The organism is Chryseobacterium sp. (genome assembly GCF_022712095.1).
Lineage (GTDB): Bacteria > Bacteroidota > Bacteroidia > Flavobacteriales > Weeksellaceae > Chryseobacterium.
Window position 1 is genome coordinate 1 of the sequence record NZ_JALAHD010000104.1, and the last position, 22,759, is coordinate 22,759.

The following is a 22,759-nucleotide window of genomic DNA, read 5'->3' on the forward strand; positions in this document are numbered from 1 at the left end:
CATTTTAGTCAATACATAAGTGTTCTATTTTGTATGTGCGCAATACGGAATAGATATAAAAATATTGATTTTGAAAACTTCATGTTGAGAGCATACAATAAAAAATCCTTAACAATCAATTTATTGCTTTTGTAAGAAACCAATAAGTAACATACAATTATAATTTTAAAATATGGCAAAAATAAAAACGTATACTGTTGACCCTGCGAAACGTCGCATCATCACAGTTAAAAATATGGAAGAGTTAGGAATAACAGATGAATTAATTCAGAATTTCTTCACTAAAAAAGTACCTGAATTAATGAGGTATAAAGTAAATGAAAAAGGAATTATTATTCTGGATAATAAAATTCAACCAATTCCACTATGGCCAGTAGGAGTATCTATAAACGAAAAAAAATTCGGTAATTTTCCTGATCCAAACGCTGCACAACGAGGATGGATGGGTTTTTTTGAGATTGGAGCTCCCCTGTTTGAAGAAAGATCAAATATCATTCCCCCTATTGCAGATGTAATATCTACCAGAACCTATGACAATAGATCAGCTGAGACACGTCAGTTTTCTGACAGTATTGAATTTACTATATCGAATTCAATCACTTGGACTCTATCAGGTATGGGAAGTTTTACTTTCGGAGGAGAAATTGAGGGGGAATTGCAAAGAGAAATATCAAAAACTATAGAGAAGAGATTGGAAGTAAGCTTGGCAAATGCTTTAGAACAAAGACAAAATCATATAAATCATAATCATAGAGACGAGGTAGGTACTGAAGATGAATCGGAAGTTACTACAAAAGCTGAATTTACCAGTACCAATTCAAGCATGGAAAGTTACACAGCAACAGGTACTGCTAAGGGCCGTGGAGAGTTACATTCAGAAATAGAACTTTCCTTGACAGGTACAATTTCCGGGACAGTAACAACATCATGGAATTCAAATTCTAATGTTTCAGGAGATATTCCTCCCAACTCCCGTGTTGAGACCTTGGCCACACAAAGGCGCCAAATAAAACAATTTACTTATGAAGTACCTATTACATTTGATGGATTCATTGCATTGAATTATAATGAATTAGTTCTTCCTATTTATAATGCGGATGGGCCGCCACTCGCTAGTACCAATTCTTCCACTCCATCTAAAGTGATTCCTGTCAGTATATCTTTTTTAGAGCTTGTAGATAAAAACAAACTATACAGACCAAAGGGAATAGCAGAAACAGTATCAGCGCTAGATGTAAACCATGCTATTTTTGAGACTAAGCAACTTAATATAGATCCAACTCAAAAATTCGGAACAGAGCGTCCTCATAATTTGTAAAATCAACATAACACATTTAAAAACAATCATATGGCATTTCCAGACATATTCAATTTTGGTCGCAGTACAGCTACCGGTGGAAGCAAAGCAGAAAAAATACTTTCTGAATTTATACCAACAGAAGAAAATGAATCAATTAGTATTCCTCCTCATGATCCGTTCAAACCACAAAAACCGGTTCGACAAGATCCTAAAATTGTGAGAGAAACATCTCCACAAGGTGGTATTATATTCAATTTCATAAGTTCTACGGTTACTTCTGATATGAAACAATCTAGTGATGATGTAGAAAAATCAATGAGTGATCCTTCGTCAGTAGTAGATCCAGCTGCAGGAGTTATGGGTAAAGCCGGAGAAACTTCTGATAAAGTTAAGGACGATTGTCCTACTCCTAATGATCTATTAATCCCTCCTCCACCTCAACCTAAAGATGTGAAACCTAAATTATAAAATGACAAGTCTAAAACCAAAAGGCAAGCAAGTCATCAGCTGTTTCTATAAAAGGCACTGACAAGTCCTAAAATCGGATACAGATTGATTAGGTCAAAATATTTAATTAAACCAAAGCAAAATAATTTTGCTTTGGTTTTTTGCTTTATAGATTTTCATTTTATAACTAGGTATGCGGATTAGTGGCTACATATTACGGGTGAGACAAAAAGACCTTGATAAGTCTTTGTAAGCCAGCTTATCAAAACTATATTTATCTATAAATAACTATCTGACAAGCCATAAGAAAAATAGACAGTCTCCCTTTATAGGATTTACATAGATGACAACTCCTATTTTGAAGATATTCATTTCTGTACACTTGGCCCGGCTGGCATAGATCCTATCAGCTTATATAAAATAATCCTTTAGTATCTCAATAAAATAAAATAATTTAGATAACATATTTCATTATCATTATATCATGCTACGAGAAATGAAGAAAAATATAAAAACATTTTAATAATGAGTCATTTACAATCTTAAACTTATCCACAAAATCATAACACGACACGTTTTGTCGCATTAAGCATTTATATTTGTTATAGAAAAGTACCTCATGAAAAAAGATTTTTACCTGACAAGATATGCCCTAATCATTAAAAGATTGGAGAGTTCTCCGGCCACTTACGAGCAGCTGGAAGACTATCTTTTAAATTCTTTTGAGTTTCAGGATGCCCAGATAAAAAGCTATTCGATGAGGACTTTACAAAGGGATATCCGTGAGATCGCCGATCTTTTCAATCTTTCTATTCATAACAAAAAAAGAAGGGATAACCGCTATTATATTGAAAGCCGCCCTATCATGGAAGTTGATGAATATAATCAGAAATTACTGGAATCTTTCCAAGTGAGTAACGCCTTAAATATTCATCCGGATTTTTCTGATTTTATTTTCTTTGAAACCAGAAAGCCAACAGGAATAGAAAATTTTTATGATCTTTTCTTTGCCATCCGTAATCGCAGGGTTGTCACTTTTGAGCATTATAATTATAAAAACAAACTGATGACCTCAAGAAAGGTTCATCCCTTAGCTTTAAAAGAGTCTAAAGACCGCTGGTACCTCATCGCTATAGACACAAAAGACAAACTACTTAAATCTTTCGGTTTAGATAGGATCAATTATCTGGATGTAAGCAAAGGAAAGTTCAGAGAGAAGTATAAATATAATTTCAGAGAGCATTTTAAAAATGCATTTGGAGTCATGAACCTGACTGAGCAAAAGCCTCAGAAAATTGTTTTAAAGTGCAGCAGGCATCAGGGAGAATATATCAAAAGTTTTCCGCTGCATCAATCCCAGAAAGAAACAAAAGAAACTGGAGAAGAAATGTATTTTGAATTCTTTCTGCACCCGACTTATGATTTTATGCAGGAAATTCTTTCTTACGGAAAAGAGGTTACTGTTTTAGAACCTAAATGTTTAGTTGATGATATCAGGAATCATTTAAAAGAATCTTTGAACCAATACCCGGAGGAATAAACTTCATCCAGATTATCCTTCATTTTTTTTGATTACATTTACACAAACATTGACCATTGAAATCTTTATTCACATGTTTATTCTGTTTAACTGTCATCTTCTGCTCTTCCCAGCAGACAGAGGAATTTAAATATGTAAAAGCCTATTATAACCAGCATAGAAGCATGCTGGGAACAGAGTTCAAAAAGAAGTTTGATGCTGAGCCTGACTCTCTTCACAAAGAAGCTATCCGGCAGGATTTTTTTCTCTTCATGAAAAAAATGGACAGTATTGAAAATGTAGCCCTCATCGGAGCTCTTTTAAAAGTAAAGAATCTGGAGGACCTCAGCCGGATACAATCTATCCGGGATCATTCTGAAAAGGAATCGGAATTCTACAGGCCAACTGATCAATCAGCAGATTATCCCGGAGGAATTGACACATTGCGGGAGGAAGTTGCCTATCTTTTTTATAAAGAAGGAGTTTATTCCGATGTGAAAACAGTAAAAGCGAATGTTGTATTTATCGTGGAAAAAGACGGAACCATAAGCAATGTTCATGCCCAGGGAGATAATTTTACATTTAACAGGCAGGCGGAAATTGCGCTCTATTCTGTTTCAGAAAAATTTTCACCAGCGGCTTATAAAGGAGATCCGGTAAGATGCCGGTTTAATCTGCCTTTGACAATGCAAAAAGAAGAATAAATGTTTACAGACGAATATTATATGAAAATGGCTTTACAGGAAGCTGAGATCGCATCGGAAAAAGATGAGGTTCCCATCGGCTGTATCATAGTTTCTAAGAACCGGATTATTGCCAGAGCTCATAATCTTACTGAAACTCTGAACGATGTTACTGCCCACGCAGAGATGCAGGCCATTACGTCTGCAGCTAATTTTTTGGGAGGAAAATATTTAAAGGACTGCACCATGTATGTAACTCTTGAGCCTTGTATCATGTGCTCCGGCGCCCTTTCCTGGTCACAGATCACCAAAGTAGTTATCGGTGCCAGGGATGAGCAGAGAGGATTTATCAACAAGCATCTTTCTCTCCATCCTAAAACAGAGATCATTACGGGAATTATGGAAAACGAATGCTCTGCTATTGTAAAGGAATTTTTTAAGTCTAAACGCTAGCTTTTATTTTTTAAAACAGAATACATAGCAACATCAAAATAAACTCCATCTTTTTTGAGATGCTGCTTTAACAGGGCTTCATACTCCATTCCCGCCTTTTGCATGACTTTACCGGAGGAAGGATTACCCAGGAAATGGGTAGCAAAGATCTTATTCAATCCTAACGTTTCAAGACCAAACTGGATAACCGCTTTAGCTGCTTCCGTTACATACCCCTGATTCCAGTAAGGAACTCCCAGCCAATACCCTAATTCGGCCTTATCATCATCCCTGTCATGAATTCCTATCGCTCCTATGATTTTCTCGTTTTTATCCCGGATTGCAAATGTATAGCCTGTTTTATTATCAAAAGCTTCCTTTGACATTTTAAGCCAGAACTCCGCGTCTTCTTTATGGTACGGATAAGGAATATTAGACGTCATTTCTGAGAATACCCTGTCCTGCAGATACTCTACAATCAAAGGAATATCCGAATCTCTGAATTCAGAAATGATCAGCCTTTCCGTCTGTATTATGGGAAATTCATTCATTTTAAATCTTTTCCTAAAAAGTATAACCCTTTTAAAGTGTGAAGCCTGTCTGCAATATGGATTTTATCCGTTAACGGCTTATAGACATGGGATACACCGCCGGTTGCAATGACAAAACAGTCAGAATTGACCTCTTCATTAATACGGTCTATAAATCCCTCTACCATTCCCAGAAACCCATATACCATTCCACTTTGCATGCAGGTTACAGTGTCCAGTCCTAAAACTGATTTAGGTTTTTTAAGTTCTATTTCCGGTAACTGAGCGGTCTGACTGATCAGAGAATTAAGGGAAGTAACAATTCCCGGTGCAATAATAACGCCCAATGTTTCTCCATCTTCAGCCACACAGCTTGCCGTGAGTGCCGTTCCAAAATCAAGGATGATTTTCTTTTTTCCCGGATATAAATGATGGGCAGCCACCAGATTAGCATAAATATCAGTTCCCATCTGCTTCGATTTTGCCTGAACACCTGATGGAGTGTTCCTGTCTACAATAACAGGAACGATTCCATGGATCTTTTTTATAGCAGCACTCATCACCTTCGTGAGCTGAGGTACCACGGAACCTATAATAATTTTTTTAATTTCCTTAGGTTCTATTTTATACGTCTGATACAACATCAGCATCTGAACATAAAGTTCATCCGCTGTTCTGTAAGGTTTGGTATTGATAACCCATGAAAGGTCACAATTATCATCATTAAAAAGTCCGAACCGGATATTACTGTTCCCTACGTTGATTACAATAGCATTCATCTGTTTTCTCCTGATATAAACTTATTTTACTTCCACAAAATTATCCTCCATATTGACATCTGCCAGTCTCTGACTAAAATCAATTCCTAAAACAGCTAATTGAGATTTAGTATAAGGAATCGTCAGCGTATATTCTTTTTGCGTCCAGGGCCAGTACTCTACCGTCTTAAAATCACCGTAAATATCTTTTTCTTTCCATGTATGGGTAAGGTTCGTAGGAATCTGGTAAGTCACAATCTTTTTATCTGTAGTCATCACACTGAAATCAATAGGCATTGGAACCTGCCCTTTATTGATTAAAGTAACTGTAGTAGATTTTGCATCATATTTCACGTCCTTGATTCCATAATCAATAGTTTTTGTTGTATTGATCCAGTAATGATGGAACCATTTCAAATCCATTCCTGAAACTTTCTGTGCTATATGAAGGAAATCCCTATCTGTAGGATGCTTCATACTCCAATTCTGGAAATACTGTTTCATGGTTTTATTAAGATTATCTTCTCCCATGATATAACCCAGCTCCACTAAATACAGTTCTCCTTTTACATAAGTAGAATAAGTATAAGAAGTTCCGTTATCATGGTGATCTCCTAACCAGACCGCCGGTTCTTCAATTCCTCTTTTTATGAAGTTTCTGTAACCGTCCAACGTTCTTACAAACGGATTAGGATATTGTTCTTTAGGAGGAAACAGCTGGTACATGACCAAACCTTCTGCATAACTGGTAAATCCTTCATCCATCCACGGGCGCATACTCTCATTGGTGGCTACCATCTGCTGAAACCATGAATGTGAACCTTCATGAGCCATTAACCCCATCAGCCCTTCTATATCTTTTGCTTCTCCCAGGATCATGGTACACATTCCGTACTCCATTCCACCGTCTCCACCTTGTATAAAGGCATAAGTAGGATAAGCATATTTCCCGAAATGGGAATTCATGATCTGGAAATATTTTGTAACATAAGGTTGGGCTTCCCCCCAGACTTTAGTTTTATCATTCTTCTGATATACGAAATAGACTTTAGGGCCATCCGGTACCTGAAAGCTTTCTACAGAATAATCCCTGTCAGCACTCCAGGCAAAATCAAGCATGTTCTTAGCGGTCCATTTCCATGTGGCTTTATTTTTTACTGCTTTTATTTTAGCATTGGCTTCATACCCTTTTACTTCTCCCGGATTTTCAAGAATCCCTCCCGCTCCAATCACATAGTTTTTATCAATATTAATCGTAACATCAAAATCGGAAAACGGTGCATGAAATTCTCTACCTATATAATCAAAAGTAGCCCATCCATCATAATCATATTCTGCAATTTTAGGATACCACTGAGTCATAGTCATATCCACTCCTTCATTATTATTCCTTCCGCTTCTACGGATCTGCTGAGGTATAACCGCATCCCATTCCATCGAAAATGTAGTTGTTGAATTCGGCTTAATAGGTTCTGCCAGATATACTTTCATAATGGTTTCCTGAATCTCAAACTTGACTTCTCTGCCATTTTGTTTAATCCAGTGGATATTCTGCGCTCCTTCCTGATCTTTGGGAATGGAAGCCAGCCTTGAAATTCCGTCTTTCTGTAGTCGGGAATCTCCGTTTTTCCCTTGGCCTGTAACCCTTTGGTCCATCATGGAGTTAGGCTTGAATGCATTCCAATATAAGTGGAAATAAGCTACATTAAGCTCATCCGGAGAATTATTCGTGTATGTTAAGGTTTGTTTTCCTGAGTAGGTAAATTTTTCAGCATTGACATCAATATCCATTTTATACTTGGCAGCCTGCTGATAATATGCCGTTTGCTGCCCCTGAAGTTGTGAAATGATAAATGCGAAGAGAATAACAATCGATTTTTTCATTTAAAAAATATTTGGCTTAAAGGTAGCCAATTTATGTAAAACCCTCAAATATGGAGTTATTGGATATTTTTAATCTGGGCTAGCTGGATTTCCATTAAACCATCTGTAATAAATTCTTATTATTTTTTTGTAAGTTAGTCGTATTGAAGTAAAGTCCTAATGAATACTATTATTCTTCCTGATGAACTTGATATTGAAATTTCAAAGTCTATACAACTCTTTGACTATAACGGGAAAAAAGAAATTTACAAACAGCAAATCGTACTGAATAAAAATGCTATAAGCTTTCTGATAGAAGGATCAAAAGAGATTATTTTTAATGATTCCAGCTTAATAATAGATAACTCAAAGTTTCTGATGATGAAATCAGGCAATTGCCTTATGACTGAAAAGCTATCTGATGCCAGAAAATACCGAAGCATACTTTTATTTTTTTCCAACGAAGTTTTACTCAGCTTTATTAGAAAAATGGGACTAAACACCACCCAGACTTTCGAACCTAATTCTGTTTTCCCTTTTCAATATGATGAATTTACTACATTATTTGCAAAGAGCTTATCGGATATTTTAAACCTCTCAGGAAGGACGCAACAAAATTTATTAGATCTCAAATTTGAAGAGATCATGATTTATCTGATGGATAAATACGGAAAGAATTTCATACTTTCCATGGTCAATAATAGTAATAATACAGATCAGAAATTCATTAGGACTATTGAAAACAATCTCTTAAATAAACTGACAATTAAAGAGCTTTCATTCTTATGTGGAATGAGTGTTTCCTCCTTTAAAAGAGCATTTCAAAATTATTATTCAGAATCACCAGGCAAATGGTTTCAACAAAAAAGGCTGGAACACGCTCATTATCTGTTGCAGCATGAAAGAAAAAACTCTTCAGAAATTTTTTTTGAATTGGGTTACGAAAATTTATCAAGTTTCATCCAGGCTTATAAAATCAAGTATGGAATGACTCCAAAACAGCATCATAAGATTTGAACTTTTTGCAACACTTTTTGAACATTTCCCCATAACAGCATCAGCTTTTCTCCTGCTAAATTTGCTTTTATTAAAATCATCAAAAATGAAAACAGTAAATTTATTTTTAATCCTGATGTCAATTTATTCAACAAATGTATGGGGGCAAGGTACCTTCACTCTGGCAAGTAAAGATTTGGGAGGAGAAGCCACCAAAAAACAGGAGTTTAACGGATTCGGATGTTCAGGAGAAAATTTGTCTCCACAATTATTCTGGAAAAATGCGCCTGCAGAAACCAAAAGTTTCGCCATCACCGTTTATGACCCTGACGCCCCTACCGGAAGCGGATTCTGGCATTGGCTTATGTTTGACATCCCCGCTGACATTAAGGAGCTACCCACCGGCGCAGGAAATATAAATACTCACCTGGCTCCCAAAGAAGCCGTTCAAAGTATTACGGATTATGGCATTAAAGGATTTGGTGGTCCCTGCCCTCCTGTAGGACATGGATCCCATAAATACATCATCACCGTTTACGCTTTAAAAGTAGCGAAGATGGGACTAGATGAAAATACCAATCCCGCTATTGTTGGCTTTAATCTTTGGACTAATACCTTATCAAAAGCCAGCATTATTACTTATTATGAAAGATAGAAATTATATGAAAGGCTAATTAATGATAGTTTGTGTTGGTAAGCGGCCTTCCTCCCCTATATTATAAAAACCTCAGGATAAAAACAACCTGAGGTTTATATAGTAATAGATTTTAATTATTCAGCAGCTTTTTTATTAAAGTGATCTGGCCGAGATGGTAATAGCTATGCTCAATCATACCATCAATATTTCTCCTGTAAGTTCCATATTGCGGATCTACAAAGACCTCATCCAGTTTAGACTCCGGCATTCTTTCTATTAGTAGAGCAAACCTTTCAGAATCAGCCCACAATTGATTTAATAAATCTTCCCATTGTTTCTGAGACTCAATAGGAGGAATATCAAAACTGTATTGATCTCTTATTTCAAGCTCTCCTCCTTCCAGTACATTGGCAATTCCTGCTATATAATAGTGAATATGAAAAGTGAGCATCGCAATTGTGTTTAAGGATCCTATTTTTGTAGTAGCCTCTTGCCAGGTAATATCAGAAAGTTGATCTTTAAAATTAGTATTGGCAATCCAGAGCCCGTCAAGTAAAACTTCTCGGAATCTTTTTACCAATTGTAATGAGGAACTCATTTTTACACTTATAAAGTTAACCTTTAACTGGAATATTCTTCACACTTCCTAAAATCTTTTCTAAAATTCTAAGGGTGATCAGATAAGTAGGCTTCACACCTGTAAGCCCCAAACCTCCTGAAGACAACGTACTTCCTGTTTCCAAAGGATTATCGGAAGCATAATACGCATAACAGACAAAAAGATCTTCTGAAATATGGTGTCGTATTTTAGATGCCACCTGAATTGCTTTCTGATAGTGGGCTCCTTCCATTTCAAGACCAATCGCTTTCCATGAAGTATTCATGAAATATGTTAAAATATCCCTGTTCTGAAGAGAAGTCCCTAATACGGTAATCATTGCTCCTTCACAAGCTTTAAGCTCTTCATCCTGAAAATCTTCAGCTTTTAAAGCATTTTCAAACGGATAATTGTCAGCAGTTCCTTCAAAAATATGAGAGGTAGGAATCATAATATCTCCTTTTGCTCCCGTAAGAATTCCTGCCTTCCCCATAATGGAAACGGACTTCACTTTCATCATATACACTTCTCCTTTATGCTCAAATGGCCTTAACAGCTCATCCATTACTTCAAAGGCCTGTTCTCCAAAAGCATAATCAAAAACCATAATCACGTCATCTCCCGAATATTTCATATGACTGAATGGTGTATTCTTAAGATCTGTTTTACTCAGGTCAATGATCTGTACATCAATATTACTTCCGCTTTTATCATCAATATAGATCATCCCCTCATCTAAAGCATATTTTGATACTTTATCCCTCAGGTCCTTTTTATTGGAAATATCTTCATAAAGCTTATAGTCTACTTCTTTGTTTGCTTTTTTCTTTAACCCGTCATTCGCATACAGCATATTCTTAACAGAATGCATATTGGCAGAAATAATATGTAAAGGGCGCATATGAAGATTATTTTCAAACAATACTTCTTTTACTTTATTCGCCCACTTCTCTCCAAAATAATGATGCCCAACTCTTTCTTTAAGAATAGCACTGAAATGAATTTCTCTTTCGCGGGTCTGTTTGGCGTCTTCCAAGCTTACTTTTCCTAAGTTATAGATAATTTTAAATAGACGGTCAGGATTGTTATCATCCCCAAAACTATTGTATGCATTCAGTGTTTCATCGAAAGTCCTCCCTATTAAAGAAGAAAGATGAATAAGGGCCACTTCTTTTTCCCGTCGGCTGAATTTCTTCTCACCTTTTACCACTTCCTCGATAATTTTCCAAGCCCGTGTAGGTTTCCAGTTTTCATCCTGGAGAAAAGCCAGATTACGAACTTTATCCGCTTCTATATATAAAAAGGTTAAATGGGTAAGTATGTCATAAATTTCAGAACGTCCCAAAAGAACTTCAATATTCATCTGGTGCTCGTCTATTCTATAACAGTTTCTCCTTCTCTTTTTAGGGACAATAGGTTCGAAACTTCCTTTATCAAATCCTTCATCTGAGGTAAGATGAATAAATGCACATTCCTCAATCCCTTCCGGAAGCCTGTCCAATACATACATTAACCCATCCAATTCCAACTTATTCGGAACATTCATTGTCCCATAAATTTCCGGATTAATGGTCTTTAACAAGCTTCTTAAACTTTCTCCTGAAACCCCGCTTGGTTTAAAAAAACCCCGGTAGAAAAGGTGTCTCATAGATATATATAATCTTTCGATAGCCTCTGTGGTTTCTCTTGCTCTAGAATTTGTCATAAAATAAATTTCACACAAATATACAACTCTTCCTCCAGATTTATTTTAAGTATCTTTTAATAAATGGTTTAGAATTTATCTATTCTAAGAACACCTAAATGATCAATTATCAGGAACATTTGAACAATCAGGAAATTTTTTATAAGAATAATCTTCAAAAGAAAAATAGTTACCTTCCACATCTTTCCCGTGCCTGTAAGACAAATTTTTCCATTTTATATCTGGAATAATTAAAGACATTTTATCTTTAAACAACATATTTTCTCCGGTATACAATCCCGACACCTTACCCCAACCCCAAAGACGGAGGTCAGCATCTAAAGCATAAGAAGTTAACTTATTAGATCCTATATCAGACCATTTTCTGGTGCCATCTATCAATTCTATATCATTAATTTTTCCTTTTATATTAATTCCTAATTGTTTTTCGTCATTATCTCCTGTCCCCCACAAATGACCCTGAGAATCTAAAGCCAAAAGGTGATAATTTCCTGCTACTATTTTTACCCAGTCTTTTTTAGAAGACATTTTTTTAATAGGATTCTTATTTTTAGAATCAATTAATGATGCATATAAAAGGTTTACTGCGACCAGTTTATAAAATGATGAAGCATACATTATCGGTCTTCTGTGTACGTCGCCCCATATTAATAAGAACCCCTCCTGAGAAATAGCTGCCGAATACCATGTATTTGCCGCTACCTCTCTCCATTTCTCCGTGCTGATCTGAACAGGCTGTAGTGATGAGGTTGTAGATCCGTCTCCTAACTGGCCAAAACTGTTATCTCCCCAGGCCCATAGTGTTCCGTCTTCTCTAATAGCTATCGTATGCCTTGCCCCTGACGCAACATCAGTCCATTTTTCCGATCCGATCTGAAGGGGAACATTCACATTGTTAATGGTTCCGTCACCCAACTGACCATAATAATTATCCCCCCAGCCCCATAATGTTCCATCTTTTTTTATGGCAAAAGACTGATCTCCTCCCGCCTGAACTTTAATCCAGTCTGTATCCCCGCCTATCTGAACCGGGATATCCGATGTTATATTGGTATGGAAAAATCGTTCATTCAGATCCTTATATTCTTTAGATTTATATTTTTGAGCACTCCTCAATTCATATATTCGTTTTACTTCTTGAGATGTTAAGTTCCCATTGCCTAATTGCCCTGAAAAATTTTTCCCCCATGCCCAGAGTGTACCATCCCTTTTAATAGCTAATGTATGGTCTGCTCCGGTGGATATTATTTTCCAGCAATCCTGAGCACAGAGGTTATTTGCAAAAATTAATAACAGTATTACTAAAAATTTGTTACCTTTCATCCTTATAATATAAAGGAACAAATATAGTTATTGAAAATAACTCCCTTTAACTTGAATTAATATTCGCAATCCGGCCTTCTATCAAAGCACCCATCAACCCATACCCCCATCAAAAACATTAAATACGTGTTTAATTTTTCAATTTTAAGCCAGCACCCCCAAAAAAACAAGGGGTAAAATAATTTTGTTTTATTTTTTTTGTAAATTTGCCCTTGTAAAAATTAACCTTATATGTCAACTTTAAGATTCAAAGCGCTAGAAACATTACCATTCAAGAACTTTAGAAAGGACAACTCTGTTGAGGTTCCTCAAAAACTTTCAGAATTATTTTGCCAGAATGTTTTCTCAGAAGATACAATGAGAGAATATTTAACGAAAGAAGCATTTAATTCTATTTTAGATGCCATTAAAAAAGGAACCAAAATCCAGAGACATATTGCCGATCAGGTAGCAGTTGCTATGAAAGATTGGGCAATGAGCAAAGGGGTAACCCACTACACCCACTGGTTTCAGCCTTTAACAGGAAGCACAGCTGAAAAGCACGATTCTTTTTTTACTCCTATAGAAGCTGGAAGAGGTATTGAAAGATTCAGTGGAGGAATGCTTATCCAGCAGGAACCTGACGCATCTTCTTTCCCTAACGGAGGTATCAGAAATACTTTCGAAGCAAGAGGTTATACTGCCTGGGATCCTACTTCTCCGGCATTTATTATGGGAACTACGTTATGCATTCCTTCTATTTTCATATCTTACACCGGTGAAACTTTAGATTACAAAGCTCCGTTATTAAGAGCTCTGAATGCTGTAGATGAAGCAGCAACAAGTGTAATGCAGTATTTCGATAAAAATGTAACAAAAGTAACACCTACTTTAGGGTGGGAACAAGAATATTTCCTTGTAGACTCTGCTTTATTCCAATCTCGTCCGGATCTTGTATTAACAGGAAAAACTTTATTAGGACACGCACCTGCAAAAGGACAACAATTAGATGATCATTATTTCGGTTCTATTCCGACAAGAGTTATGAACTTTATGAAAGAATTGGAAATAGAATGTATGAAGCTGGGAATTCCTGTGACTACAAGACATAACGAGGTTGCTCCTAATCAATTTGAGCTGGCTCCAATGTTTGAAGAAGTAAACGTTGCAGTAGACCACAATTCATTATTGATGGATATTATGGCAAGGGTTGCTCATAAACATCACTTCCATATTCTGTTTCATGAAAAACCTTTCGCAGGAGTAAACGGAAGCGGAAAACACAACAACTGGTCTTTAGCTACAGATACAGGAGAGAATCTACTAAGTCCGGGAAGAAACCCTAAGAAAAACTTACAGTTTCTAACATTCTTTGTAAACACTATTAAAGCTGTCCATGAATATGCTGATCTTTTAAGAGCGAGTATCGCTTCTGCAAGTAATGATCACCGATTAGGCGCTAATGAAGCTCCACCAGCAATTATTTCAGTATTTATTGGAAGTCAGTTGTTCAGTGTTCTTGAAGAGCTTGAAAAGGTTACCAACGGGAAATTATCTCCTGAAGAAAAAACTGAATTAAAATTAAATGTTGTGGGAAAAATCCCTGAGATCCTGTTGGATAACACCGACAGAAACAGAACCTCTCCATTTGCATTTACGGGAAATAAATTTGAGATCAGAGCCGTAGGATCTTCTGCAAACTGTGCAGAGTCTATGACTGTAATGAATGCTATTGCAGCAAAACAGTTAAAAGATTTCAAAAAAGAAGTTGACGCCTTAATTGAAAAAGGACTTAAGAAAGATGAAGCTATCTTTAATGTACTGAGAGAATATATCAAACAGTCCAAAAATATCATGTTTGAAGGAGACGGATATTCTGACGATTGGGCCAAGGAAGCCAAGAAAAGAGGGTTGAATAATTTGAAAACGACCCCTGAAGCGCTTAAACAAGAAATGGATAAAAAATTCTTAGATCTTTATGAAGAGATGGGAGTTTTCACTCACAGAGAGGTAGAGGCAAGAAACGAAATCAAACTTGAAAAATACAGCACTGTTATTGATATTGAAGCAAGAGTTCTTGGTGATATCGCAAGAAATCATATCATTCCTTCTGCTTTAAATTATCAAAACAGATTGATCGAAAACGTAAAAGGTCTTAAAGAAATTTTCGGAGACAAAGAGTTCAAAACCCTTGCAAAAGAGCAAATGAGCCTAATTACACATATTTCTGAAAACGTATCTCAGATCAAATTAGGTGTTGAAGAACTCATTAAAGCGAGAGAAGCTGCAAAATCTATGTCTGACAGTCAAAAACAAGCAGAAGAATACTGTAATAAAGTAAAACCTTTATTTGACAACATCAGAGAAGCTACAGATGCTTTGGAAATGATGGTAGATGATGAGCTTTGGCCGATGACTAAATATAGAGAAATGTTATTTACACGATAACATCTGTAAAGTTCCATATTAGTTAAGCTCCCTGATAATTTCACAGGGAGTTTTTTTGTTTTATTAACAGGAAAATTTAAGATCATCAAAAATTGGGAAGCCCGATCAATAAAGGAATTGGATTTCATTTTGTTAAAAAATCTTAATAAAAAAAACCGCAAACTACCCTAAAATAGGACATTGCGGTTTGTTTTTCTTTAACATACCTAAACAATATGTTAAATTGTGTTAAAATAGAGGGCTGAGAATCGTCATATCAGGGCCCTTTTACTCGGAATATCTACTTTTGTAAAGCATTTGACAAAGTAAATATTCTTATTTAACACGGATAATCAAATATATATGAAGAAAAGAGTCTTGTTTTATTTAGTTGCGATTGTTTCGACATTATCATTACAATCTTGTGTTACCAATTATGTAGTATCTAAACCAGCAACTTATACTAAAGAGTACAAAACGAATGCCAAACTTGCTTCCATTGACGCTAAGAAATTAGAACAGGATAAGAAACAACTTATCAATTCGTTTATCTCTAATAAAACAGAAGCGTTAAACAACGCAAAAAATTCCATCAAAAATTCAGAGCTTGCAAGAGCTATCAAATACAACAAAACCATCGACAATATCTTAACAGAAGCTGAGACGTATTTGGGAACTCCTTACAGATATGGAGGAACTACCAGAAGCGGAATCGATTGTTCAGCATTTGTTCTTTCAGTTTTTGGAGCAGCAGCAGGGCTTACTTTACCTAGAGTAGCAGCATCTCAGGCGCAGGAAGGAGATAGAATAGAAAAAGGAGACCTTCAAAAAGGTGATCTGGTTTTCTTTTCTCATGGAAGAAGAATTTCTCACGTAGGAATTGTAGAAAGTGTTTCTGAAGATGGTGAAGTCAAATTTATTCACGCAGCTACTTCAAGAGGTGTGATGGTATCTTCTCTTAATGATTCGTATTGGGGTCCTAAATTTAGATTTGCAAAGAGAGTTATTAATGAAAACGGAGATCCTTACAATAATTTAGCAGCAATAAATTTTTAATTTTAAATAATTGATTTAAATAATGAAGCCATCAAAATTGATGGCTTTTTTTATTGCAGATAATTAGCTGTTCTTATCAATACTGATATCCAGCTTATATAATAGACCATAAACTTCAGAGAGGGAAAATTTAGCCTTTTTAAGTTTATTAGCTGACGGATCAATCGAATAATGGTATGATGTCCGGAAATCCACTTTTTCGAGATTAGTATTTTCGAAAACAGCACCAGAAAGATCACAATTAGCAAAAACAGAATTGGATAAATCACATTCTCCAAAATCCACTTCGTTCAATCGGGAATTTCTAAAAATAGTCTTTTTAAGGGAGGTCTTATAAAACACTGAATTATTTAGAGTGCATCCATCAAAATTAAAGGAAACCCCAAAGTCATGACAATCACCGAAAGACAGGCCCAACATTTTGCATTCCGTAAAACTGACATCCCGAAAAGCCGTTTGTACGAGTTTCGCCATACTTATATTACAACCAACAAATTCACAGTCGGTGAATTTAAATTCAGAAAGATCAGCGTTCTCAAAACTGCAATCATTAAAACGACAGTTTTCATATTCTCCCTTTTCAAGAGGGAAACGTAGAAAATCTATTTTATCAAAGGTTTTATCCTGTAGATAGACTTCTCCCATAAGTGATGATTTAAAGATGTATTTTGAAGCTTTGATGAGGTTTAAGGAACATCTTAAACTAAGCTGTTTTTATCAGAATAATTAAGCTTAAAGAATATAAAGGTCATTGTGGAAAAGGCCAGCAATGAACTTCCTCCGTAACTAAAATAAGGCAAAGGAATACCTACTGTAGGAAATAACCCCATAACCATGCCTAAATTAATAGAAAAGTGCATAAGCAATATGGACGCAAAGCAGTATCCGAAAACACGGTTAAAAGTAGACTTCTGTTTCTCAGCTAAATAATAAATCCTTCCAATATAAAGCATATAACACAGTACCAGTGCAGCACTCCCTACAAATCCCCATTCTTCTCCTACCGTACAGAAAATATAATCCGTACTTTGCTCGGGAACAAACTTCCCCTGAGTCACAGATCCTTCCCTGTACCCTTTTCCAAAAAGCCCTCCTGATCCGATAGCTGTTTTGGAATAAAGCAGGTTATATCCTGAAGTATCCCGGAATGCTTTCTCCCCTTTGAAAAGAACTTCAATCCTTTCTCTCTGGTGTTTAGGTAATTTTTCTAAGATATGAGGTGAAGCAAACGCTAATCCGCATAATAATATAATTGATCCTGCTATGCTTGAAATAGAGATGATATCCCAATGCATTCTGTAAAAATTAAGGAAAATCATTACTGCAGCTATCAAAACGATTGCTATGATTACATACAATGGATCTACTGCTAAAGAAACTAAGAAAACAGCAGCAAAAAGAAAACCTATCCCAAAAAGATATCCACTCAGACCTTCTCTGTATAATGCAATGAAAAAGGCAATAAATACCAATAAGGAACCTACATCGGGGATCATCAACACAACAGCTCCTGGAATTCCTATGATGGCCAGAGAGGTCAATAAGGATTTCCTGTTACTTAAATTAAAATCCGGGCTGGATACATAATTCGCCAACATCAAAGCGGTTCCGAGTTTTGCAAATTCTACAGGCTGTAAACTGACAGGCCCGAATTTATACCAGTTCTTCTGCCCTAATACTTCGGTTCCAAATGGAAATAGTCCTACAAGAAGTAATACTCCAAAAATATAGATAATAGCAGCCATATTTTCGAAGAACTTATTTCGGGTAAAAAAGATAATAATCCCTACAAAAACAGAAACACCCAACCAAACAGCCTGGCGTGTTCCGCTGGAAGGCTCAACACTATAAATATTTGCAATAGCAAAAAAGCAAAGCAAAAAGTACAATCCAAGGCCCAGTTTATCTATCCCTTCTGTCCACTTCATTTGTTATTGGATTTTGAGGTTGCTGTTTCGGATTCTATCTGAATTTTTAATTTTTCTTTTTGTTTTTTAATGAACTCCAGGCTGTCCTTCATTTTTTTAAGCTTAATGGAATCCAGCTTGGGGTCTTTATACAGTCCCTTTCTCTTCAAATCAGAAATCCACTGTCTTTTATATTCAGGCATAAAGCTGGCTGTCACCATTTTCTTGTAAAGATGTTCTCTCTTAATATCTCCTGTAATATATTTCTCAGCAATTACCGTACAGGCAGGACCTGCCCATGTAGCCCCAAACCCGGCATGCTCCATAACAGCAGCTACTACAATTCTAGGTTTATCAGCAGGAGCGATTAAAACAAAAATAGAGTTATCTTTCCCCTGAGGAACCTGAGCTGTACCTGTCTTAGCTAATTGAGTAAAATCATTGGACCTTAAGCTTCGGCCAGTCCCACGAAGAACTACAGCTTCCATTCCTTTTAATATAGGATCAAAATGTTTAGGATCTACCAAAGTTTGACGTTTAACTTTAAATCTTGGATCAGGATTTGGTTTTCCGTCTACAGATTTCACAATATGAGGAGTATAGAACCATCCTTTATTGGCAATAGCTGCTACGTAATTAGCAAGCTGCAAAGGAGTTACCAAAACATCTCCTTGTCCCATTCCGTTAAATACTGCACCTGTAGAAAGTGGATCCCATTTTTTCTGTTCCTTTCCTCCGTTAATCTGTTTTTGTCTTTTTTCATAAAACTCACCGGAAGGAATTCTTCCCCTTGAACCTACAGCAATATCGTTATTAAGGAAGTCTCCTACCCCGAAACTGCTCATGATCTTTTTCCATTCATCCACTCCTTTTGAAGGGTTATCAGGATATTTATTCACAATAGCCAGAAAAGCATAAGAGAAGTAACAGTTGCTGGAAACCTGAATGGAAGGAATAAGCGGGTCGGCTCCACCATGCCCTTTAATTCTTAAACCTCTGTAATTGAATCCGCCACCACATGGGAAAATGGTTTTTTCATCCATAACCCCCATCTGCATACCCGCTAAAGCCGTTAGTAATTTAAAGGTAGATCCGGGAGGATAGGCCGCCTGAACAGATCGGTCAAAGGTTGGTTTATTTTCATAAATGGTATCTTTCGATAAGGCATACAGGTTTTTAGACTTATTCGGTCCGGTAAAGAGGTTGGGATCAATATCCGGTCCTGTTGCCATAGTCAGAATTTCCCCATTATTAGGATCGATCGCCACAATAGCTCCATGCTTGTTCACCAGCATTTCCTCAGCTATTCTCTGCAGATCATAGTCAATGGTTAAAGTAATATCTTTACCTGTAATAACATCTTTATCTAAAGCTCCATTTTTATAGGAACCTATATTTCTGAGCCTGATATCTTTTTGGATATACTTCATCCCTTTTACTCCCCTAAGTTCTTTTTCATAAGACTTTTCAACTCCGGTCTTTCCGATAAAATCTCCAGGCAGATAATAGGTGGAATCCCTTTTAATATCTCTTTCATTGACCTCATTAGTATACCCCAAAAGGTTTCCGGAGGTGGATACTTCATATTGCCGTTGTGGTCTCTGCACAATACTGAAAGCAGGATATTTGAATATAATCTCCTGTACTCTTGCTATTTCCTCTCTGCTCAGATCCTTCATAAAGGTCATGGCAGTAAGCTTGGAATAATATTTTTCTTTCTTAATGGTATTGACCCTGTTAATAAAATCCGTTTTACTGATTTTCATAAGACTGCAAAAGCCTAAAGTATCGAAATCAGGTTTCATCAAAGCCTGAGTAAAAGATATTTCATAAGCAGGCTGATTTCCCACCATTATTTTGCCATTCCTATCAAAAATAACTCCTCTTTGGGGAATTACATATTCTATTTTAATGGAAGTATTTGCAGCATTAAGGGCATATCTATCCGTAAATAACTGTAAATAAGAAAGCCTTGCCACAAAAATTAAGGCAATCACAACAAGAACAGAGAAAACTTTTAAATATCTTGTATCCATCAAACTTTTTGTTTGATTTTAAATATCAGCGCATAAACCACTATAAATATAAAGGAAATTATACTGGTTACAAACACATTAAGCAAAATTTCAAAAAATCTGCTGAATTTAAAAAATTCTATATACTGTACCAGAAGCTGGTGTAAAAATATACTGGAAAAAAGAAAAAGCAAAAACTGCGACCACTGGAGAGACTGAAAGGAAAAGAAATCCGTAGAAGTATCCGTAGAAGTTTTAAAGATAATGGTACGGAAATATGCTATTAAAGTCGTAGCGAAAGCATTAATTCCCCAGGAATATAAAAAGGCATCAATAGATAATCCGATCAGAAAACTTAATGCGAGAAATTGAAATTTATTTCTAAAGAAAGGATAAAACATTACAAACACGGGATATAAAACCGGAGTATATTTTCCGAAAATAGTAATCCTGTTCAAAACAAAAATCTGTAATGCAACAAGAAAAATTATGATTAAAATATCTGTAAATAAAGTTCTACTAATCATTTTCCTTTTTTATTACCGATTGTAAAGTATCCTGTATCTTCTGTACTTCTGCTTTCTTAAGATTCTTCACTACATAGACTTTGTTCAGAGGACCCATTTTCTCGCTTAGTTCTACAGAAATATCCCAAAAGCCCGTTTTATTATCCACAGAATATCCTGCGATTGTTCCGATCATCACTCCTTTAGGGAAAATTGCTGATTTTCCGTCAGTGACAACGGTATCTCCTACTTTTAATGAAACGTATTTAGGAATATCCGCCAAATGCATGATTCTGGAATTATCTCCATTCCATGTTAGGGTTCCAAAGTAACCGGAGTTTTTCAATGATGCGTTGATCCTGATCTTGTTTACACTTAATACAGACTGAACCAATGCATAACTATCAGTAGCATTAATAACAATTCCAGCGATTCCCTTAGGTGCCATAACCCCCATCTGAGGATACACACCATCTCGTTTCCCTCGGTTAATAGTAAAGTAATTATTTCTTCGGTTGATACTATTGAATACGATCTCGCCATCTACAAATGTATAGATCTGTCCACCTCCCAATGTATCATGAACTTTTCTGAAAACAGGATGCTTGGCAGCATCTTTTCCATAAAGCTCTACCATCAGAGCTTTATTCTGGGCGACAAGATCCTCATTGATCTGTTTTAATCTAAGATAGGAAACTCCTTCGTCAATATACCCGGAAACCCAAGAGTTAAACGCAGCTGTCTGCCCGGCAATCCAGGATTTCTGCATGGAGTTTTTAGAGAAAATAAGGACCAGAGCAATAATTTGCAAGAAAATAAAGAAGACAAATAAAGCGTTCTTCGAAAATAATCTCAGCAAAAATCCCATTCAGATAAAAAGTCGTAAAAAGTTAGAATTATTTTATTAAGAAATTGAATTTATCCATATTCTTAAGCGCAATACCAGTCCCTCGAACCACAGCTCTTAGCGGGTCTTCTGCTACAAAAACAGGAAGTCCGGTTTTCTTATGCAGCCTGTCTGCTAAACCTCTCAATAAAGCTCCACCACCAGCAAGATAAATACCTGTTTTATAGATATCAGCAGCTAATTCAGGAGGCGTTAATGAAAGAGTTTCCATTACAGCATCTTCAATTCTTATGATAGATTTATCTAAAGCACGGGCAATTTCTTTGTACCCAACCATAATTTCTTTTGGTTTTCCTGTAATAAGGTCTCTACCTTGTACCGGAATATCTTCAATATCCACATCTAGATCTTCTACAGCCGATCCCACTTCGATCTTCACTCTCTCCGCCGTTCTTTCTCCTATATAAAGGTTATGATGAGTTCTTAAATAATAAGCAATATCATTGGTGAATACATCACCTGCAATTTTAACGGATTTATCACAAACTATTCCTCCTAAAGCCACAACAGCAATTTCAGTAGTTCCTCCACCTATATCGATAATCATGTTACCTTCAGGTTTCTGTACATCTATTCCTACTCCGATTGCCGCAGCCATTGGTTCATAAATCAGTCTTACTTCTTTAGCATTTACTTTTTGAGCCGAATCTCTTACCGCTCTTTTCTCTACTTCTGTAATTCCTGAAGGAATACAGATCACAATCCTTAAAGCAGGCTGAATAAATTTCCCTTTAATTCCCGGAATCTTTTTTATGAATTCCTTAATCATGTGCTCAGAAGCATGAAAATCCGCAATAACACCGTCTTTCAACGGACGGATAGTCTTGATATCTTCGTGGGTTTTCCCCTGCATATGTTTAGCCTGCTCACCTACAGCTATAGGCTTACCCGTAGAACGTTCAATCGCAACAATTGAAGGTTGATCTATCACAATTTTATTGTTATGGATGATAAGGGTATTAGCGGTTCCCAGGTCTATCGCAATCTCTTGCGTAAACATATCGAATAAACTCATATTTCTCTTCTGATTTAAGTTTACAAAGATATAAATTTAGTACAATGAATAAAATTCCATATGCATATAATTTGGTTAAAGTTTTATTAAAATTTGAAAAATCACTTGAAGTTTTATTAAATTTTAAACCTTAACATATTCATCATAAATCAGAAC

The 22,759-nt window shown here is 36.1% G+C and carries 21 protein-coding genes; 9 read left to right on the forward strand and 12 right to left on the reverse strand.

What is annotated here, in order from left to right; genetic code table 11:
* The first annotated feature begins 172 nt into the window (after window positions 1-172).
* The 5 genes from Q0A18_RS05240 to Q0A18_RS05260 all read left to right on the forward strand — a co-directional run bounded on the left by Q0A18_RS05240 (window position 173) and on the right by Q0A18_RS05260 (window position 4,402).
* Window positions 173-1,318, forward strand: a complete 1,146-nt coding sequence (locus Q0A18_RS05240; RefSeq protein ID WP_292009123.1) for a hypothetical protein — start codon at window positions 173-175, stop codon at window positions 1,316-1,318.
* A gap of 30 nt (window positions 1,319-1,348) precedes the next feature.
* Window positions 1,349-1,768: a hypothetical protein gene (locus Q0A18_RS05245; RefSeq protein ID WP_292009124.1), complete on the forward strand. Its 420-nt coding sequence runs from the start codon at window positions 1,349-1,351 to the stop codon at window positions 1,766-1,768.
* 598 nt (window positions 1,769-2,366) lie between these two features.
* Window positions 2,367-3,287 carry a WYL domain-containing protein gene (locus tag Q0A18_RS05250; protein WP_292009125.1) on the forward strand — a complete coding sequence of 307 codons (921 nt, stop codon included), beginning with the start codon at window positions 2,367-2,369 and terminating at the stop codon, window positions 3,285-3,287.
* 56 nt (window positions 3,288-3,343) lie between these two features.
* Complete coding sequence (locus tag Q0A18_RS05255) at window positions 3,344-3,970, forward strand: hypothetical protein (protein ID WP_292009126.1); 627 nt, start codon at window positions 3,344-3,346, stop codon at window positions 3,968-3,970.
* A complete protein-coding gene (locus Q0A18_RS05260) occupies window positions 3,971-4,402 on the forward strand; it encodes a nucleoside deaminase (RefSeq protein WP_292009127.1) in 432 nt (143 codons plus the stop codon).
* Here Q0A18_RS05260 and Q0A18_RS05265 read toward each other — a convergent pair.
* The 3 genes from Q0A18_RS05265 to Q0A18_RS05275 are packed head-to-tail and all read right to left on the reverse strand — an operon-like array spanning window position 4,399 to window position 7,553.
* Window positions 4,399-4,932, reverse strand: coding sequence for a GNAT family N-acetyltransferase (locus Q0A18_RS05265; RefSeq protein WP_292009128.1), 534 nt, complete (start codon window positions 4,930-4,932; stop codon window positions 4,399-4,401). The two genes, Q0A18_RS05260 and Q0A18_RS05265, sit on opposite strands and share 4 nt — an antisense overlap.
* On the reverse strand, window positions 4,929-5,690 hold the full coding sequence (locus Q0A18_RS05270; protein ID WP_292009129.1) for a type III pantothenate kinase: 762 nt from the start codon (window positions 5,688-5,690) through the stop codon (window positions 4,929-4,931). The genes Q0A18_RS05265 and Q0A18_RS05270 overlap by 4 nt, the downstream gene beginning before the upstream one ends.
* Window positions 5,691-5,711: 21 nt before the next feature.
* Complete coding sequence (locus tag Q0A18_RS05275; protein ID WP_292009130.1) at window positions 5,712-7,553, reverse strand: M1 family metallopeptidase; 1,842 nt, start codon at window positions 7,551-7,553, stop codon at window positions 5,712-5,714.
* A gap of 159 nt (window positions 7,554-7,712) precedes the next feature.
* Between Q0A18_RS05275 and Q0A18_RS05280 the strand changes: the two genes are divergently transcribed.
* Window positions 7,713-8,549: an AraC family transcriptional regulator gene (locus tag Q0A18_RS05280; protein WP_292009131.1), complete on the forward strand. Its 837-nt coding sequence runs from the start codon at window positions 7,713-7,715 to the stop codon at window positions 8,547-8,549.
* 85 nt (window positions 8,550-8,634) lie between these two features.
* Complete coding sequence (locus tag Q0A18_RS05285) at window positions 8,635-9,183, forward strand: YbhB/YbcL family Raf kinase inhibitor-like protein (protein ID WP_292009132.1); 549 nt, start codon at window positions 8,635-8,637, stop codon at window positions 9,181-9,183.
* Window positions 9,184-9,295: 112 nt separating this feature from the next.
* Here Q0A18_RS05285 and Q0A18_RS05290 read toward each other — a convergent pair whose 3' ends face one another.
* The 3 genes from Q0A18_RS05290 to Q0A18_RS05300 all read right to left on the reverse strand — a co-directional run bounded on the left by Q0A18_RS05290 (window position 9,296) and on the right by Q0A18_RS05300 (window position 12,791).
* Window positions 9,296-9,763, reverse strand: a complete 468-nt coding sequence (locus tag Q0A18_RS05290) for a DUF1572 domain-containing protein (RefSeq protein WP_292009133.1) — start codon at window positions 9,761-9,763, stop codon at window positions 9,296-9,298.
* A gap of 16 nt (window positions 9,764-9,779) precedes the next feature.
* Window positions 9,780-11,468, reverse strand: a complete 1,689-nt coding sequence (locus Q0A18_RS05295) for a hypothetical protein (protein ID WP_292009134.1) — start codon at window positions 11,466-11,468, stop codon at window positions 9,780-9,782.
* A 102-nt stretch (window positions 11,469-11,570) separates the two neighbouring features.
* A complete protein-coding gene (locus Q0A18_RS05300; RefSeq protein WP_292009135.1) occupies window positions 11,571-12,791 on the reverse strand; it encodes a hypothetical protein in 1,221 nt (406 codons plus the stop codon).
* A 231-nt stretch (window positions 12,792-13,022) separates the two neighbouring features.
* On the opposite strand from Q0A18_RS05300, the gene Q0A18_RS05305 reads away from it, so the two are divergent.
* Window positions 13,023-15,218 carry a glutamine synthetase III gene (locus Q0A18_RS05305; protein ID WP_292009136.1) on the forward strand — a complete coding sequence of 732 codons (2,196 nt, stop codon included), beginning with the start codon at window positions 13,023-13,025 and terminating at the stop codon, window positions 15,216-15,218.
* 342 nt (window positions 15,219-15,560) lie between these two features.
* Window positions 15,561-16,253 carry a C40 family peptidase gene (locus tag Q0A18_RS05310; protein WP_292009137.1) on the forward strand — a complete coding sequence of 231 codons (693 nt, stop codon included), beginning with the start codon at window positions 15,561-15,563 and terminating at the stop codon, window positions 16,251-16,253.
* Between the two features lie 63 nt (window positions 16,254-16,316).
* On the opposite strand, the gene Q0A18_RS05315 is transcribed toward Q0A18_RS05310, so the two are convergent.
* From Q0A18_RS05315 to Q0A18_RS05340, 6 genes are read right to left on the reverse strand one after another with little or no spacing between them, the layout of a single operon-like run.
* On the reverse strand, window positions 16,317-16,898 hold the full coding sequence (locus tag Q0A18_RS05315; RefSeq protein ID WP_292009138.1) for a pentapeptide repeat-containing protein: 582 nt from the start codon (window positions 16,896-16,898) through the stop codon (window positions 16,317-16,319).
* Between the two features lie 53 nt (window positions 16,899-16,951).
* Entirely contained in the window at window positions 16,952-18,181 is a 1,230-nt protein-coding gene (gene rodA / locus Q0A18_RS05320) for a rod shape-determining protein RodA (RefSeq protein WP_292009139.1), read from the reverse strand.
* The gene (locus tag Q0A18_RS05325) at window positions 18,178-20,196 is read right to left on the reverse strand and encodes a penicillin-binding transpeptidase domain-containing protein (protein WP_292009140.1); all 2,019 of its coding nucleotides are present in this window, start codon (window positions 20,194-20,196) and stop codon (window positions 18,178-18,180) included. The genes rodA and Q0A18_RS05325 overlap by 4 nt, the downstream gene beginning before the upstream one ends.
* Window positions 20,196-20,702 (reverse strand): rod shape-determining protein MreD, encoded by a 507-nt coding sequence (locus Q0A18_RS05330; RefSeq protein WP_292009141.1) that lies wholly within the window; start codon window positions 20,700-20,702, stop codon window positions 20,196-20,198. Before Q0A18_RS05330 ends, Q0A18_RS05325 begins: the two co-directional genes overlap by 1 nt.
* Window positions 20,695-21,549, reverse strand: coding sequence for a rod shape-determining protein MreC (gene mreC, locus Q0A18_RS05335; RefSeq protein ID WP_292009142.1), 855 nt, complete (start codon window positions 21,547-21,549; stop codon window positions 20,695-20,697). Before mreC ends, Q0A18_RS05330 begins: the two co-directional genes overlap by 8 nt.
* A gap of 28 nt (window positions 21,550-21,577) precedes the next feature.
* Window positions 21,578-22,603: a rod shape-determining protein gene (locus Q0A18_RS05340; RefSeq protein WP_292009143.1), complete on the reverse strand. Its 1,026-nt coding sequence runs from the start codon at window positions 22,601-22,603 to the stop codon at window positions 21,578-21,580.
* Window positions 22,604-22,759: the final 156 nt, after the last annotated feature.

Bases quoted from the DNA above. Each gene is read 5' to 3' on its own strand.
- Q0A18_RS05240 (WP_292009123.1), top strand. From the start codon at position 173: ATGGCAAAAATAAAAACGTATACTGTTGACCCTGCGAAACGTCGCATC.
- Q0A18_RS05245 (WP_292009124.1), top strand. From the start codon at position 1,349: ATGGCATTTCCAGACATATTCAATTTTGGTCGCAGTACAGCTACCGGT.
- Q0A18_RS05250 (WP_292009125.1), top strand. From the start codon at position 2,367: ATGAAAAAAGATTTTTACCTGACAAGATATGCCCTAATCATTAAAAGA.
- Q0A18_RS05260 (WP_292009127.1), top strand. From the start codon at position 3,971: ATGTTTACAGACGAATATTATATGAAAATGGCTTTACAGGAAGCTGAG.
- Q0A18_RS05265 (WP_292009128.1), bottom strand. From the start codon at position 4,932: ATGAATGAATTTCCCATAATACAGACGGAAAGGCTGATCATTTCTGAA.
- Q0A18_RS05270 (WP_292009129.1), bottom strand. From the start codon at position 5,690: ATGAATGCTATTGTAATCAACGTAGGGAACAGTAATATCCGGTTCGGA.
- Q0A18_RS05275 (WP_292009130.1), bottom strand. From the start codon at position 7,553: ATGAAAAAATCGATTGTTATTCTCTTCGCATTTATCATTTCACAACTT.
- Q0A18_RS05280 (WP_292009131.1), top strand. From the start codon at position 7,713: ATGAATACTATTATTCTTCCTGATGAACTTGATATTGAAATTTCAAAG.
- Q0A18_RS05285 (WP_292009132.1), top strand. From the start codon at position 8,635: ATGAAAACAGTAAATTTATTTTTAATCCTGATGTCAATTTATTCAACA.
- Q0A18_RS05290 (WP_292009133.1), bottom strand. From the start codon at position 9,763: ATGAGTTCCTCATTACAATTGGTAAAAAGATTCCGAGAAGTTTTACTT.
- Q0A18_RS05295 (WP_292009134.1), bottom strand. From the start codon at position 11,468: ATGACAAATTCTAGAGCAAGAGAAACCACAGAGGCTATCGAAAGATTA.
- Q0A18_RS05300 (WP_292009135.1), bottom strand. From the start codon at position 12,791: ATGAAAGGTAACAAATTTTTAGTAATACTGTTATTAATTTTTGCAAAT.
- Q0A18_RS05305 (WP_292009136.1), top strand. From the start codon at position 13,023: ATGTCAACTTTAAGATTCAAAGCGCTAGAAACATTACCATTCAAGAAC.
- Q0A18_RS05310 (WP_292009137.1), top strand. From the start codon at position 15,561: ATGAAGAAAAGAGTCTTGTTTTATTTAGTTGCGATTGTTTCGACATTA.
- Q0A18_RS05315 (WP_292009138.1), bottom strand. From the start codon at position 16,898: ATGGGAGAAGTCTATCTACAGGATAAAACCTTTGATAAAATAGATTTT.
- rodA (WP_292009139.1), bottom strand. From the start codon at position 18,181: ATGAAGTGGACAGAAGGGATAGATAAACTGGGCCTTGGATTGTACTTT.
- Q0A18_RS05325 (WP_292009140.1), bottom strand. From the start codon at position 20,196: ATGGATACAAGATATTTAAAAGTTTTCTCTGTTCTTGTTGTGATTGCC.
- Q0A18_RS05330 (WP_292009141.1), bottom strand. From the start codon at position 20,702: ATGATTAGTAGAACTTTATTTACAGATATTTTAATCATAATTTTTCTT.
- mreC (WP_292009142.1), bottom strand. From the start codon at position 21,549: ATGGGATTTTTGCTGAGATTATTTTCGAAGAACGCTTTATTTGTCTTC.
- Q0A18_RS05340 (WP_292009143.1), bottom strand. From the start codon at position 22,603: ATGAGTTTATTCGATATGTTTACGCAAGAGATTGCGATAGACCTGGGA.